The sequence below is a fragment of the Cellulomonas sp. zg-ZUI22 genome (genome assembly GCF_017353535.1).
GTDB classification, from domain to species: Bacteria; Actinomycetota; Actinomycetes; order Actinomycetales; family Cellulomonadaceae; genus Cellulomonas; species Cellulomonas wangleii.
Genome location: NZ_JAFMUZ010000003.1, coordinates 105,653 through 118,268 on the forward strand (window position 1 = coordinate 105,653; position 12,616 = coordinate 118,268).

A 12,616-nucleotide genomic window follows, 5' to 3' on the forward strand; every position below is an offset into this window, starting at 1 on the left:
CCGGCAGGCCGGTCGTCGGTGGTGCCGGGTAGGGTCGGCGCATGGGGTGGTTCCGTCAGCGCGCACGCCGGTGGTGGTCCGGCACCCGCCCGGTCACCGGCACGCCCGAGGTCGGTGTGGACGACGCCGACCTCCACGAGCGTGTCGCCGAGCTGCTGGCCCGCGAGCTGGGGACGGTCGAGCACCGCTCCGCCGCACCGACGCCGGTCTCCCCCGCGCGGATCGCGTCGTGGATGACCGACAACCAGTTCTCGTACTTCGTCGACAACGACGGCGACCTGGGCGGCCTGTGGCGGGGCCGGCTGTTCTACTTCTTCCTCTTCGGCGCGCAGTCGGAGATCCTGCAGGTGCGCGGACAGTGGCACCGCGAGCTCGCGATCGAGCGGCTCGAGGAGGTCCTCGACCTGTGCAACGAGTGGAACGCCGAGCGCATCTGGCCCAAGGCGTACGCCCGGGTGCGGGACAACGGCCGCGTCCACGTGGTCGCCGAGGTGGCCACCGACCTCGAGCACGGTGCCACCGACGCCCAGCTCAGCCAGATCCTGTTCTGCGGCCTGTCGACCGGCAGCATGCTCTTCGACGCGCTGGACGAGCGGTACCCGGACCCGGCCGGGGCGGCGCCGTGAGCGCGCCCGGGTGGCTCCTGCGGGTCCTCGGCGGCCTGCCCAAGCCGACCAAGACGACACCGCTGGACGACGAGCCGCCGCGTCCCCTGACGCGGGACCGCGTGGCCGACTACCTCCTGGGGCGCGGCTACCGGTTCGTCGTGGACGACGACGGTGACCTCACCGGCACGTGGGACGGCAGCCGCTTCTGGTTCCTGCTGCTGGGCGAGCAGCAGGAGATCCTGCAGGTCCGCGGGAGGTGGCAGCGCACGCTCCCCATCGAGCAGCGTCGCGCGCTGGCGCTGGCGATCAACGACTGGAACCGCGAGCGCATCTGGCCGAAGGCCTACGTGCGCGAGGAGGAGGGCATGCTCGCCGTGTACGCCGAGGTCTCGGCGGACCTGGAGCCCGGGGTCACGGACCTGCAGCTGGCGCAGCTGCTGGCCTGCGGGCTGGGCACCGGCGTGCAGCTCTTCGCCGCGCTGGAGCCCGTCGTGCCCGGCGACGTCCAGCCGCCGGACGTGCCCGACAACTGACGCTCACAACCCGCCCAGCAGCTGCCCCAGGACGATCTTGGTGACCATCGCCGCCGGGTACACCAGGGCGTAGCCCAGGGCGACCCGCGCGTCGTACCCCGTCCGGCCGTTCGCGAACGCCAGGACGGCGGGCTGCGTCTGCGTGCCGGCCACGATCCCCGACAGCCGGGTCCCGCCGACCCGGAACACCCGACGCATGACGAGGTACAGCCCGGTCGCGACGAACGTCGTCACGACCGCGCCCAGCAGCAGGATGCGCAACCAGTCCCCCGACGTGAACGCGGCACCGATCTGCGCGCCGGCCCGCGTGCCCGCCTGGGCGAGGAAGATCAGCAGGCCGAGCTCGGCGATGGCCTGCGCCGCCGTGTAGGGCATGGCCGTGACGACCGGCCCGACGCGTCCCAGCCGGCCCAGAACGAGCCCGACCAGCAGCGTGCCCGCCGCCGACCCGACCGCGAAGTGGCCGCCGGGCACGGGGAACGCGACGGCGCCCAGCAGGATCCCGAGGGTCATGCCGACGCCCAGGACGACCGGCACGATGTCCGAGAGCCCGCGCGCCGAGTCGCCGAACCACGCCGAGACCTCCGCCATGCGCTCGCGGGGCGCGATGACGCGCACCCGGTCGCCGAGCTGCAGCTGGAAGTCGTCGGTGGCGACGACGTCGACGTCCCCGCGCCGCACCCGCGAGATCGTGGCACCGAACCGGTGCAGCAGGTCAAGCTCACCGATCGTGCGCCCGGCGGCCCGCTCCGCGGACACCGTCATGCGCCGCATGTCCAGGTAGAGGCGGTCCGCCTCCAGCCGGTGCGACGAGGCGTGCCCGAGCTCGCGCGTGACCGCGTCGACGTCCTCCGCGGGTCCCACGACCGTGACGAGGTCGTCGAGCAGGAGCAGGTCTCCCCCGTCCGCGGTACGGATGGGCGCCTCCTCGCCGCGCCGCACGCGGGAGAACTTGATGCGGTCGCCGTGCCGGTCCTCCAGGTCCTCGATGCGGGGTCGCCCGGTGGCCTCGACGCGCACGGTACGGGTCACGAGCGTCGGCGGGGCGTCGGTGTCGAGGTCCCGGTGCCGCAGCGCGAGGGACACCGCGACGAGCATGCCCACGACGCCGAACAGGTACGTGACGGCGTACCCGATGGTCGGGCCGGTCGCGTCGCCCGCGGCGTCACGGGCCGCCGCCAGCGCGGGGGTGTTGGTGACCGCACCGGCCCAGGCGCCCGCGACGACCGCGCGGTCCAGCCCGAGGACGCTGCCGACCCCCGTCGCGACGGCCGCGCTGGCCACCAGGACGCCGGCCACGGCCAGGATCGGCGCGAGGCTGCGGCGCAGCGAGGAGAAGAAGGTGGCACCGGACACCAGGCCGACGCAGAACGTGAACAGGCACAGCCCGAGCGTGCCCAGCGCCTCGGTGATCTCGAGGTCCACGCCGTACGACGCGGCCCAGGCCGAGAGGCCGATGGCCAGGAACAGCACCGCGGCGGCCCCGAGCCCGACGCCGCGAACCCGGATGTGCCCGACGGCCGAGCCGACACCGATGACGACGAACAGCAGGAGGACGGGCTGCTGGGCGAGGAAGAGGAAGACCTCGGACATGACGGCTCCACGGGGGTGCGGGACGGCGACGCCGTCCAGCCCATTCAAGACCTGACCGGTGCCGACTGCCTGGTCCGAAGGGCCCGGGTCGCCCGGTCCCCGGCGGCGTCAGGCGCCCGGGCGACCGACCGCGGGCAGGCCGAGCACGACCGGCCCCGCCGGCGCGGGAGCACCCGTGCCGCAGCCGCCGCCGGACCCACCGTGCGCGTGCTCCTCGCGGCCCTCCGCCCGCACCTGCCAGGCGTCGCCGGCCCGGGTGCGCCGCACCCGGAAGACGCCGCCCGGGAGCAGGCCGGAGTCCGCCACCAGGTGGTGGGGGGCGCCGTGCGTCACCACGACGGTCACCAGGTCACCCGGGCGGGGGGCGTCGGCCGGGTCCAGGCCGACGGGGAGCGCCAGGTGCACCAGCCGGTTGTCCTGCGCACGGCCGGAGATGCGCGCCGTGGCGCCGTCCTTGCGCCCCTCGCCCTCGGCGACGAGCACGTCCACGGTGCGGCCGACCTGGGCGGCGTTCTCCTCGGCGGAGATCCGCTCCTGCAGCGCGACCAGCCGCTCGTACCGCTCCTGCACGACGTGCTTGGGCAGCTGGTCCGGCAGGTCCGCGGCGGGCGTGCCCGGCCGCGGGGAGTACTGGAACGTGAACGCGGAGGAGAAGCGGGACTCCTCGACGACGCGCAGGGTCTGCTCGAAGTCCTCGTCCGTCTCCCCAGGGAACCCGACGATGACGTCCGTGGTGATCGCCGCGTGCGGGATGGCGGCCCGCACGCGCTCGAGGATGCCCAGGAACCTGTCCGCCCGGTACGACCGGCGCATGGCCCGCAGCACCCGGTCGGAGCCGGACTGCAGCGGCATGTGCAGCTGCGGCATGACCGTCGGCGTGCTCGCCATCGCGTCGATCACGTCGTCGGTGAACGCCGCGGGGTGCGGGGACGTGAACCGCACGCGCTCGAGGCCGGGCACGGCGCCGACGGCGCGCAGGAGCTTGCCGAACGCGTGCCGGTCGCCGAACCCGACGCCGTAGGAGTTGACGTTCTGCCCGAGCAGCGTCACCTCGATGGCGCCCGTGGCCACCAGCGCCTCGACCTCCGCGAGGACCTCCCCCGGACGCCGGTCGCGCTCCTTGCCGCGCAGGTGGGGCACGATGCAGAACGTGCAGGTGTTGTTGCACCCCACGCTGATGGAGACCCAGCCGGCGTACACGGACTCGCGGCGCGTCGGCAGGGTGCTCGGGAAGACCTGCAGGGACTCGGCGATCTCCACCTGGGCGGCGGCGTTGTGCCGCGCCCGCTCCAGCAGCGTGGGCAGCACGTCGAGGTTGTGCGTGCCGAACACCACGTCGACCCAGGGGGCGCGCTCGACGATCCCCGCGCGGTCCTTCTGCGCCAGGCAACCGCCCACCGCGATCTGCATGCCCCCGGGACGCGTCCGCTTGGTGCCGGCCAGCCGGCCCAGGTTGCCGTACAGCTTGTCGGCCGCGTTCTCCCGGACGGCGCACGTGTTGATGACCAGGACGTCGACGTCCTCGGCGGCCGCGTCCGCGGGTGCCGCGGGCACGTACCCGGCCTGCTCGAGCATGCCGGCCATGTGCTCGGAGTCGTGCACGTTCATCTGGCAGCCGAGCGTCTTGACCAGGTAGGTGCGCGGGCGCGCGTCGGCCGACGAGTGCTCGGGGGCGTGCGCGAGCACCGGGGAGGGCAGGGTCGTGGACATCACTCCCAGGGTACGTCCCCGCCCCGGCGCCCTCCGAACGGCGGGCGCGACGGCGGCCCCGGCGCGGCGGCCGGCGAACCGCCCTTACCGCCCGGACCGGCAGGTCCCGTGTGAACGTCCTGTTACTGGACCGTGACGTCCATTCGTGACATCCGCAACATCTCACCCGTAGGTTCGACCAATGGCCGACAGCATCACGGCGGAGCCGAGCCCCACGGACGCGACGCCGCGCCCGACCGGTGACCCGCTCATCGTCCTCGACCACGTCGACAAGCACTTCGGCGCGCTGCACGTGCTGCGCGACGTCGACCTGACCATCCACCGCGGCGAGGTGGTCGTCGTCATCGGCCCGTCGGGCTCGGGCAAGTCGACCCTGTGCCGGACCATCAACCGGCTCGAGACCATCGACTCCGGGACCATCACGATCGACGGCAAGCCGCTGCCCAGCGAGGGGCGCGAGCTGGCCCGGCTGCGGGCCGACGTCGGCATGGTCTTCCAGTCGTTCAACCTCTTCGCGCACAAGACGGTCCTGGAGAACGTGACGCTCGGCCAGGTCAAGGCCAAGGGCGTGCGGCCCGCCGAGGCCAGGGCGACGGCGATGGACCTGCTGGAGCGCGTCGGCGTCGCCGACCAGGCCGCCAAGCGGCCCGCGCAGCTGTCCGGCGGTCAGCAGCAGCGCGTCGCGATCGCGCGGGCCCTGGCGATGAAGCCCAAGGCCATGCTCTTCGACGAGCCGACCTCCGCGCTGGACCCCGAGATGATCAACGAGGTCCTCGACGTCATGGTCGGGCTCGCGCACGACGGCATGACGATGGTCGTCGTCACGCACGAGATGGGCTTCGCACGCCGCGCGGCGCAGCGCGTGGTCTTCATGGACGCCGGTCAGGTCGTCGAGGAGGCGGACCCCGAGACGTTCTTCACCGCGCCCCGCAGCGAGCGGGCCCGCGACTTCCTGTCCAAGATCCTCACCCACTGACCGCTGCCCTGCGGGCAGCGCGACGACCGACCCGATGCAGGACGACGAAGGGAAGCACAGATGCGTGCACGACGACTGGCGATCGCCCTCACCGCTGTGGCGGCACTGACGCTGGGCGCCTGCTCCGGCGGCGACGACGCCGCCGAGAGCACCGCCGAGCCCGGTTCCGGTGCCACCGAGGACAGCGGTGGCGCCGAGGGCACCCTGCGGATCGGCATCAAGTTCGACCAGCCCGGCCTGGGGTACCAGGACGGCAGCGAGTACACCGGGTTCGACGTCGCGGTCGCGACGTACGTCGCCGAGAAGCTCGGGTACGGCGCGGACCAGATCGAGTGGGTGCAGGCGCCGTCGCAGCAGCGCGAGACGATGCTGCAGAACGGCCAGGTCGACATGATCTTCGCGACGTACTCGATCACCGACAAGCGCAAGGAGGTCATCGCGTTCGCCGGGCCGTACTTCGTCGCCGGGCAGGACCTGCTCGTCGCGGCGGACGACGACTCCGTCTCCGGCCCCGAGGACCTCGAGGGCAAGACGCTGTGCTCGGTGACGAGCTCGACGTCCGCGCAGCGCATCAAGGACGAGTACGCGACCGGGACGGACCTGCTCGAGCAGCCGGGGTACGCGGAGTGCGTCACGGCCCTGGTGGCGGGCACGGTCGACGCCGTCACGACGGACGACATCATCCTCGCCGGCCTGGCCGCGCTCCCCGCCAACGAGGGCAAGGTCAAGGTCGTCGGCGCGCCGTTCTCCGAGGAGAACTACGGGGTCGGCCTGCCGCAGGACAACGACGTCTGCGAGGACGTCAACGCCGCGATCACCGAGATGATCGAGTCCGGGGCGTGGCAGGAGGCTCTGGACGAGGCTGTCGGCGCGTCGGGCTACGAGCCCAACGAGGAGCTGAACCCGCCCGCCGTGGCCGCCTGCGCCTGACGCCCGCACGACCACCGGCCCGGGGCCGGACCCGCACACGCGGGCCGGTCCCGGGCCTGCTCACCGCACCGCACCCACGGGAGGCCCGGTGGACGAGGGGTACCTCGACCAGTTCCTGTCCCTGTTCGACGAGTTCGACGTGCTCGCGGCGTTCTGGGTGAACATCCAGCTCACGCTCTACGCCGCCGTCATCGCGCTGGTCATCGGCACGCTCCTGGCGGTCATGCGGATCTCCCCCGTGCCGAGCCTGCGGTGGGCGGGCGCCACGTACGTGACGCTGCTGCGCAACACGCCGCTGACGATCATCATCGTGTTCTGCGTGCTCGGCCTGTGGGGGCAGCTCGGCCTGACGCTGTCGACCGACTTCCAGACCAACTTCTTCCGCCTCGCCGTGCTGGGCCTGGCGGTCTACCACGCGGCGTTCGTGTGCGAGGCGCTGAGGTCCGGGGTCAACACCGTGCCCGTCGGGCAGGCGGAGGCCGCCCGTGCCATCGGCCTGGGGTTCTGGTCGGCCGCTCGGCTGGTCATCCTGCCCCAGGCGTTCCGCGGCGCGGTCGCACCGCTGGGCAACGTCCTGATCGCGCTGCTGAAGAACTCCACCGTCGCCGCCGCCGGCTCGGTGGCCGAGACCTCAGGACTCATGCGGACCATGATCGAGTTCCGACCCGACGTCATCCTCGCGATCTTCCTCACCTTCGCCATCGGCTACGTCGCCCTCGTCGTCCCCATCGGGCTCGCGACCACCACGCTGTCGCGGCGGCTGGCGGTGGCCCGGTGAGCGGCCTCGTCCTGTTCGACGTCCCGGGACCGCGCACGCGGCGACGGATGCGCATGGTCAACGCCGTGGCCGCCGTCGTGGTCGCCGGGGTCGCGGCGTGGGCCCTCGTGCTGCTGGAGCGCAAGGGGCAGCTCGCGCCCGCGCTGTGGCAGCCCTTCCTCGAGGCCGGCACCTGGTCGGACTACCTGCTGCCCGGGCTGCGCGACACGCTGCGGGCCGCCGGGCTCGCCATCGTCGCGTCGGCGCTGTTCGGGTTCGTGTTCGGGCTCGGCAGGCTGGCGGGCTCCCGCGTCGTTCGATGGGTCTGCGGCACGGTCGTCGAGTTCTTCCGGGCGGTCCCCGTGCTGCTCATGATGGTCTTCTTCTACACGGGCATCTCCCAGCTGCGGCTCGTCGAGCCCCGGGACGTCCCCCTGCTGGCCGTCGTGCTGGGCCTCACGCTGTACAACGGGTCGGTGTTCGCCGAGCTGGTGCGCTCCGGCGTCCACAGCCTGCCGAACGGGCAGCGCGAGGCGGCCCTGGCCGTCGGGCTGCGGCCGTCGCAGTCCCTGCGTCTCGTGGAGGTCCCGCAGGCGCTCATCGCGATGCTCCCGGCGATCGCCAGCCAGCTCGTCGTCATCCTCAAGGACACGGCGCTGGGCGCGATCATCACCTACCCCGAGCTGCTCGACGCCGCGCGCCGCTTCGGCTCCGGGAACGGCAACATCCTGCAGTCGCTGCTGGTCGTGGCCGTCGTCTTCATCGTCATCAACTACCTGCTGACGACGCTCGCGGAGCGGCTCGCGTCCCGCGTGGACCGGCTCACCGCCGGGGCCGCGAAGGCCGAGGCACCCACGCTGGCGGCAGGCACCACGAGCTGACGTGCGCCGGCGCCCGGCCGGTGCGGTGCGCCGGCCGGGCGCCGTTCGTCAGCCCGCGGTGGCGCTCGCGCGCAGCTCGCGCACGACCGTCACCCGGATCTCCCCCGGGTACGTCAGGTCCGCCTCGATGTGCTTGGCGATGGCCGAGGCGAGCTGGGGCAGCGCGCGGTCGTCCACCTCGTCGGGCTCGACGACGACGCGCACCTCCCGACCGGCGGCCATGGCGAGCACGCGGCGCACGCCCTGGTGCGCCGCGACGAGGGACTCCAGCTCACCCATGCGCTCGACGTACTGGTCGATCTCCTGCCGGCGGGCACCCGGACGGGCCGCGGAGACCGCGTCGGCGGCCTGCACCAGCACCGCCTCGACCGTCGCCGGGGGCACCTCGTCGTGGTGCGCGGCGATCGCGTTGACCACGGCGTCGGACTCCCCCAGCCGCCGCGCCAGGTCCGCGCCCACCGCGGCGTGCGTCCCCGCGACCTCACCGGTCAGCGCCTTGCCCACGTCGTGCAGGAACGCCGCGCGTCGGGCGACCGCGACGTCCGCGCCCACCTCGGCAGCGATGGCCGCCGCGATCTGAGCGCTCTCGACGAGGTGCTCCAGCACGTTCTGCCCGTACGACGACCGCAGCCGCAGCCGGCCCATCGTCCGCACGAGGTCGGCGTGCAGGTGGTCGATCCCGGCGCGCTCGACCGCGTCGTGGCCGGCCGCGTCGTGCCTGTCGTCGGCGCCGGCCAGGGCCTCGGCGTAGGCGGCCTCGATGCGCTGCGGATGGATCCGGCCGTCCGCCATCAGGGCCTCGAGGGCCACCTGGGCGACCTCCCGGCGCTCCGCGTCGAAGCAGGAGAGCACCACGGTGTCCGGGGTCTCGTCCACCAGGACGTTCACGCCGGTCAGGGCCTCGAAGTGCCGGATGTTGCGGCCCTCCTTGCCGATGATGCGGCCCTTCATCTCGTCCGACGGCAGCGGCAGGATCGTGACGACGGGCTGTGCGCTCGTGGGCACGGCGACCCGCTGCACGGCCGTCGCGACGATCCGCCGCGCGCGGGCGTCCGCCGTGCGCCGCGCCTGCGCCTCGGTGCGGCGGACCTGCGCCGCCGCGGCGTCGACCGCCTGGGCCGTGATCCGGCGCGTCAGCTCGGTGAGCGCCTCGTCCTGCGTCAGGCCGCTCACGGACTCGAGCTCGGCGCGGGCCTGCGCCCGGGCGTCCGCGAGCCGCTCGTTGGCCGCCCGGTCCGCGTCCGCCAGCGTGCGGGCCGCGACCCGCTCCGCCTTGTCGAGCTCGCGCGCCCCCGCCCGGCGCGCCTCCGCCAGGGCGTCCGCGTCGCTGCGGGTGCGGCGCTCGAGCTCGGCGAGCTCCGTGCGCTCGGCGGCGAGCTCCCGCTCCCTGTCCGCGACGCGACGCTCCCGGCGCTCGGCGTCGGCCAGCATCGCGCGCGCGTCGTCGCGGATCTGCGCGACGTCCTGCACGGCCCGACGACGCTGGTCGTCGGCCTCCCGACGTGCCGTGAGGACGAGGATGAGTGCGACGAGGCACGCCCCCAGCAGACCCACCACGGTGGCGATCGCACCCGGCTCCACGGCACCTCCTCCAGTGTCGGCGCGCCCACGGCGCCGCGACCATTGTCGCCGGTGCACGCCCCGGCGACGTCCCGCCGCGCGGTCAGCGGGTCGCCGGGTCGGCGAGCTCGTCCCACAGCGGGCCGTTCCCCCACTGCGCCTGCTCCCACGCGACCAGGTCCCGTGCCAGCTCGGGCTCCGTGACGTCGACGGCTCGGACGGTCTGCTCGGCCAGCAGGGAGTCGCGCACGTAGAGGTCGAACTCGCGGGACTTCTCGGCCAGCAGCGCGACCAGCCGCTCGTCGACCGTGCCCTCGGCCAGCAGCCGGTGCGCGGTCACCGGGCGCAGCTGGCCCATGCGGTGCAGCCGGGCGAACGCCTGGGCCTCGGTCGCGGGCGTCAGCTGCGGCTCGCAGAGCACCGCGACGGATGCGCACTGCAGGTTGAGACCGACGCCGCCGGCCTGCACCTGCGCGACGAGCACCGCACCGGCGGCGGGGTCGAGCCGCGCCAGCTCGTCGACCAGCTCCTGGCGGCGGTGCGGTGGCACGTCACCCGTGAGCGGGCCGAGCACGGTCGCGCCGCCGTGGGTGACCAGCGCCTGCGCCACGACGTCCAGCACCTCGCGGAACCAGGAGAAGACCACCACCCGACGGCCGTGCGCCCGCGCGTCGGCGACGACCTCCAGGAGCCGGCCCAGCTTCCCGGACGTCGGGTGGCCCGCGTGGACGGACGCGGCGCGCCGCATCCCCATGAGGTCCCCGCGAGCCACGGCGTCGCGGTACCGGCGCCGCCCCTCGGGTGTCAGCTCCTCCCACTCGTCCACCACGGTGAGCGCCGGGAGCTCGACCAGCACGTCGTCCCGGTCCCGGCGCAGGTAGACCGGCGCGACGGCCCGCCGGAACGCGTCCCTGCCCGCAGCACCCAGGTGGCGCGGCAGACCGTCGGCGAGGTCGGGCTGGACCAGGCGGACGAGCGCGACGAAGTCCCCGACGCGGTTCTCCATCGGGGTGCCCGTGAGCAGCGCGACGCGGAAGGTGCGCCCCGCCCACGCAGCGACCGCGCGGGACCGCGCCGCCCGGGGGTTCTTGACGAGGTGCGCCTCGTCGACGACGAGCATGCCGAGCGGGGCGCCGCCGACGGACCACGTGCCCGTGCCGTCGGCGGGCTCGGGGCGACCTTGGGCACCGGTGGCCGGGACGCGATCCGGGGCGTCGAGCGGGGGCACATGGTGCAGGGAGCCGAACGTGGCCACCGCGACACCGCCCTCGCGTCGCCACCTCTCCCCCGCGGCGGCCGCGTCGCGGCCGTGCACACGGACCACGGTGAGCGTGGAGTGCCGCTCGATCTCCCGCTGCCAGGTGACCAGCACGCTCGCGGGGCACACGACGAGCAGGTGGGTCGCACCCTGCGCCGCGACGTGCGCCATGGCCGCCACGGCCTGGACCGTCTTGCCCAGGCCCATCTCGTCGCCGAGCAGCGCACGCCCCTGGTGCAGCAGGAACCGCGCCCCGAAGTCCTGGTAGCCGCGCAGCCGGACCCGCAGCCCCCTGGTGTCGAGGGGGTGGTCCGCGACCTGGGCCGCCAGCTCGGCGGCGAGCAGCCCACGCTCGACGGCGACGTCGACGGCGTGCGGGACCAGCCGCAGCAGCTCCGTGGTGTACGTGGCGGGCCGCGTCTCGACGTCGTCCCAGAGCGCCGCCTGCGGCGGGTCGGGCTCGGCACAGGCGGCCTGCAACCTGTCGACGAGCGCGGGGAGCCCCGAGTGCTCCGCCCAGTGGTCCGCGTCGGCGAGCAGGCGCAGCGCCCGCACGGCCGCCTCCTTGGTCGGGCGCCGGGCCAGCGCGTACCGCAGCCGGTGCCGGGCGACGGCTGCCGCCGGTGCGCACGCGTCGACCGTGCGCACGTGGTCCGTGAGCTCCCGGCGGTGCGGACCGACGAGCGGCTCGAGGCGCAGCGTCCGGGCCAGCAGGGCGAGCAGCCGGGTGGTGGCGAGCACGTCCGGGGCGCCGTCGGCGCGGTCGAGCCGCAGCCGCGGGGCCGTCACCTCCCGCACCGCGTCGGCGAGCTGCTCGACGGCCGCCGCGGTCGCCCGCGCGGTGCGCGGCCCGACGCCCGGGACCTGCTCCAGGACGGCGGCGGGGACCCCGACGAGGTCCGCCGCGACGCGGTAGCCCGCGTCCTCCAGCCGACCGAGGCGCAGGTTGCGGTCGGTGGCGTCGCCGAGGCGGGTGACCGGGACGAGCGCCAGCTCGGCGAGCACCCGTCGCCCGCGGTCGCGCGCCACGGCGTCCGCGACCTGCAGGACGGCCGCGTCGAGGTGGTCGATGACGCCCCGCGCCCGGTCGGCGAGCGCCACGCTCCGGTCGACCAGTGCGCGCGCCGGGTGCCCGATCTCGGGCTCGACGGACGTGGACACGTCCCGGATGATCGCACGGCCCGGGCCCGGCGCCGCTCCCACCCGTCAGTCGTCGGGCGGGGTGCTCACCATGTCGTCGTCAGCGAGCCCCTCGGCCGCCAGCTCCTCGCGCACGAGCCGGGCGACCAGGCCCGGGGCGTATCCCTTGCGGCCGAGCGCGCCGTAGGTGCGCCGGACGCGGACCGGCGCCTCGAGGCCGGCCGTGGACCGCAGGCGCCGGCGCACGAGCTCGCGTGCAGCCTGCTCCTCGTCCTCGTCGTCGAGATCCTGCAGCGCGGCTGCGGCGGTCTCGTCGTCGATGCCCTTGCGGCGCAGCTCGACGCCGAGCGCCCGACGCGACAGACCACGCTCCGCATGCCGCGACCGCACGAACATGCGCGCGTACTCCGCGTCGTCGATCAGACCGACCTCGGTGAAGCGGTCGAGCACGCGGGTCGCGACGTCGAGCGGCACGTCACGCCGTGCGAGCGCGTCGGCCAGCTGCCCCCGCGACTGCGCGGCGGCGGCCAGTCTGCGCAGGACGATGCTGCGGGCGACCGACTCGGGGTCGGGCTCCAGGTCCTGCGCCGCGGCGCCGTCCGGCGGCGGCTCGGTCGCCGGCCGGCCGCGGCGACGCGCCGCGGACCGGCCGGTGGCACCCGTCACGGCG

Annotated in this window: 11 protein-coding genes; 6 read left to right on the forward strand and 5 right to left on the reverse strand. The window is 74.5% G+C overall.

The window, feature by feature from the left end; genetic code table 11:
- The first annotated feature begins 41 nt into the window (after positions 1-41).
- Both J1G43_RS11835 and J1G43_RS11840 read left to right on the forward strand, forming a co-directional pair.
- On the forward strand, positions 42-626 hold the full coding sequence (locus J1G43_RS11835; RefSeq protein ID WP_207341359.1) for a YbjN domain-containing protein: 585 nt from the start codon (positions 42-44) through the stop codon (positions 624-626).
- Positions 623-1,141 carry a YbjN domain-containing protein gene (locus tag J1G43_RS11840; RefSeq protein ID WP_207378502.1) on the forward strand — a complete coding sequence of 173 codons (519 nt, stop codon included), beginning with the start codon at positions 623-625 and terminating at the stop codon, positions 1,139-1,141. The genes J1G43_RS11835 and J1G43_RS11840 overlap by 4 nt, the downstream gene beginning before the upstream one ends.
- A gap of 3 nt (positions 1,142-1,144) precedes the next feature.
- Here the strand turns inward: J1G43_RS11840 and J1G43_RS11845 are convergent, their stop codons facing one another.
- Both J1G43_RS11845 and miaB read right to left on the reverse strand, forming a co-directional pair.
- Positions 1,145-2,734 (reverse strand): aspartate:alanine exchanger family transporter, encoded by a 1,590-nt coding sequence (locus J1G43_RS11845; RefSeq protein WP_207341361.1) that lies wholly within the window; start codon positions 2,732-2,734, stop codon positions 1,145-1,147.
- A gap of 108 nt (positions 2,735-2,842) precedes the next feature.
- Positions 2,843-4,444, reverse strand: a complete 1,602-nt coding sequence (miaB, locus tag J1G43_RS11850; protein WP_207378503.1) for a tRNA (N6-isopentenyl adenosine(37)-C2)-methylthiotransferase MiaB — start codon at positions 4,442-4,444, stop codon at positions 2,843-2,845.
- 181 nt (positions 4,445-4,625) lie between these two features.
- Between miaB and J1G43_RS11855 the strand changes: the two genes are divergently transcribed.
- The 4 genes from J1G43_RS11855 to J1G43_RS11870 all read left to right on the forward strand — a co-directional run bounded on the left by J1G43_RS11855 (position 4,626) and on the right by J1G43_RS11870 (position 7,988).
- Entirely contained in the window at positions 4,626-5,420 is a 795-nt protein-coding gene (locus J1G43_RS11855; RefSeq protein ID WP_207341363.1) for an amino acid ABC transporter ATP-binding protein, read from the forward strand.
- Positions 5,421-5,480: 60 nt separating this feature from the next.
- Complete coding sequence (locus J1G43_RS11860; protein ID WP_207378504.1) at positions 5,481-6,350, forward strand: glutamate ABC transporter substrate-binding protein; 870 nt, start codon at positions 5,481-5,483, stop codon at positions 6,348-6,350.
- A gap of 88 nt (positions 6,351-6,438) precedes the next feature.
- A complete protein-coding gene (locus J1G43_RS11865; protein ID WP_207341365.1) occupies positions 6,439-7,128 on the forward strand; it encodes an amino acid ABC transporter permease in 690 nt (229 codons plus the stop codon).
- Entirely contained in the window at positions 7,125-7,988 is an 864-nt protein-coding gene (locus J1G43_RS11870; RefSeq protein ID WP_207370704.1) for an amino acid ABC transporter permease, read from the forward strand. The genes J1G43_RS11865 and J1G43_RS11870 overlap by 4 nt, the downstream gene beginning before the upstream one ends.
- A 48-nt stretch (positions 7,989-8,036) precedes the next feature.
- On the opposite strand, the gene rny is transcribed toward J1G43_RS11870, so the two are convergent.
- The 3 genes from rny to J1G43_RS11885 all read right to left on the reverse strand — a co-directional run bounded on the left by rny (position 8,037) and on the right by J1G43_RS11885 (position 12,612).
- Positions 8,037-9,569, reverse strand: a complete 1,533-nt coding sequence (rny, locus tag J1G43_RS11875) for a ribonuclease Y (protein ID WP_207341367.1) — start codon at positions 9,567-9,569, stop codon at positions 8,037-8,039.
- 82 nt (positions 9,570-9,651) lie between these two features.
- Positions 9,652-11,967: a DEAD/DEAH box helicase gene (locus J1G43_RS19065; RefSeq protein WP_207370705.1), complete on the reverse strand. Its 2,316-nt coding sequence runs from the start codon at positions 11,965-11,967 to the stop codon at positions 9,652-9,654.
- Between the two features lie 45 nt (positions 11,968-12,012).
- Positions 12,013-12,612 (reverse strand): regulatory protein RecX, encoded by a 600-nt coding sequence (locus J1G43_RS11885; RefSeq protein ID WP_207370706.1) that lies wholly within the window; start codon positions 12,610-12,612, stop codon positions 12,013-12,015.
- Positions 12,613-12,616 lie beyond the last annotated feature (4 nt).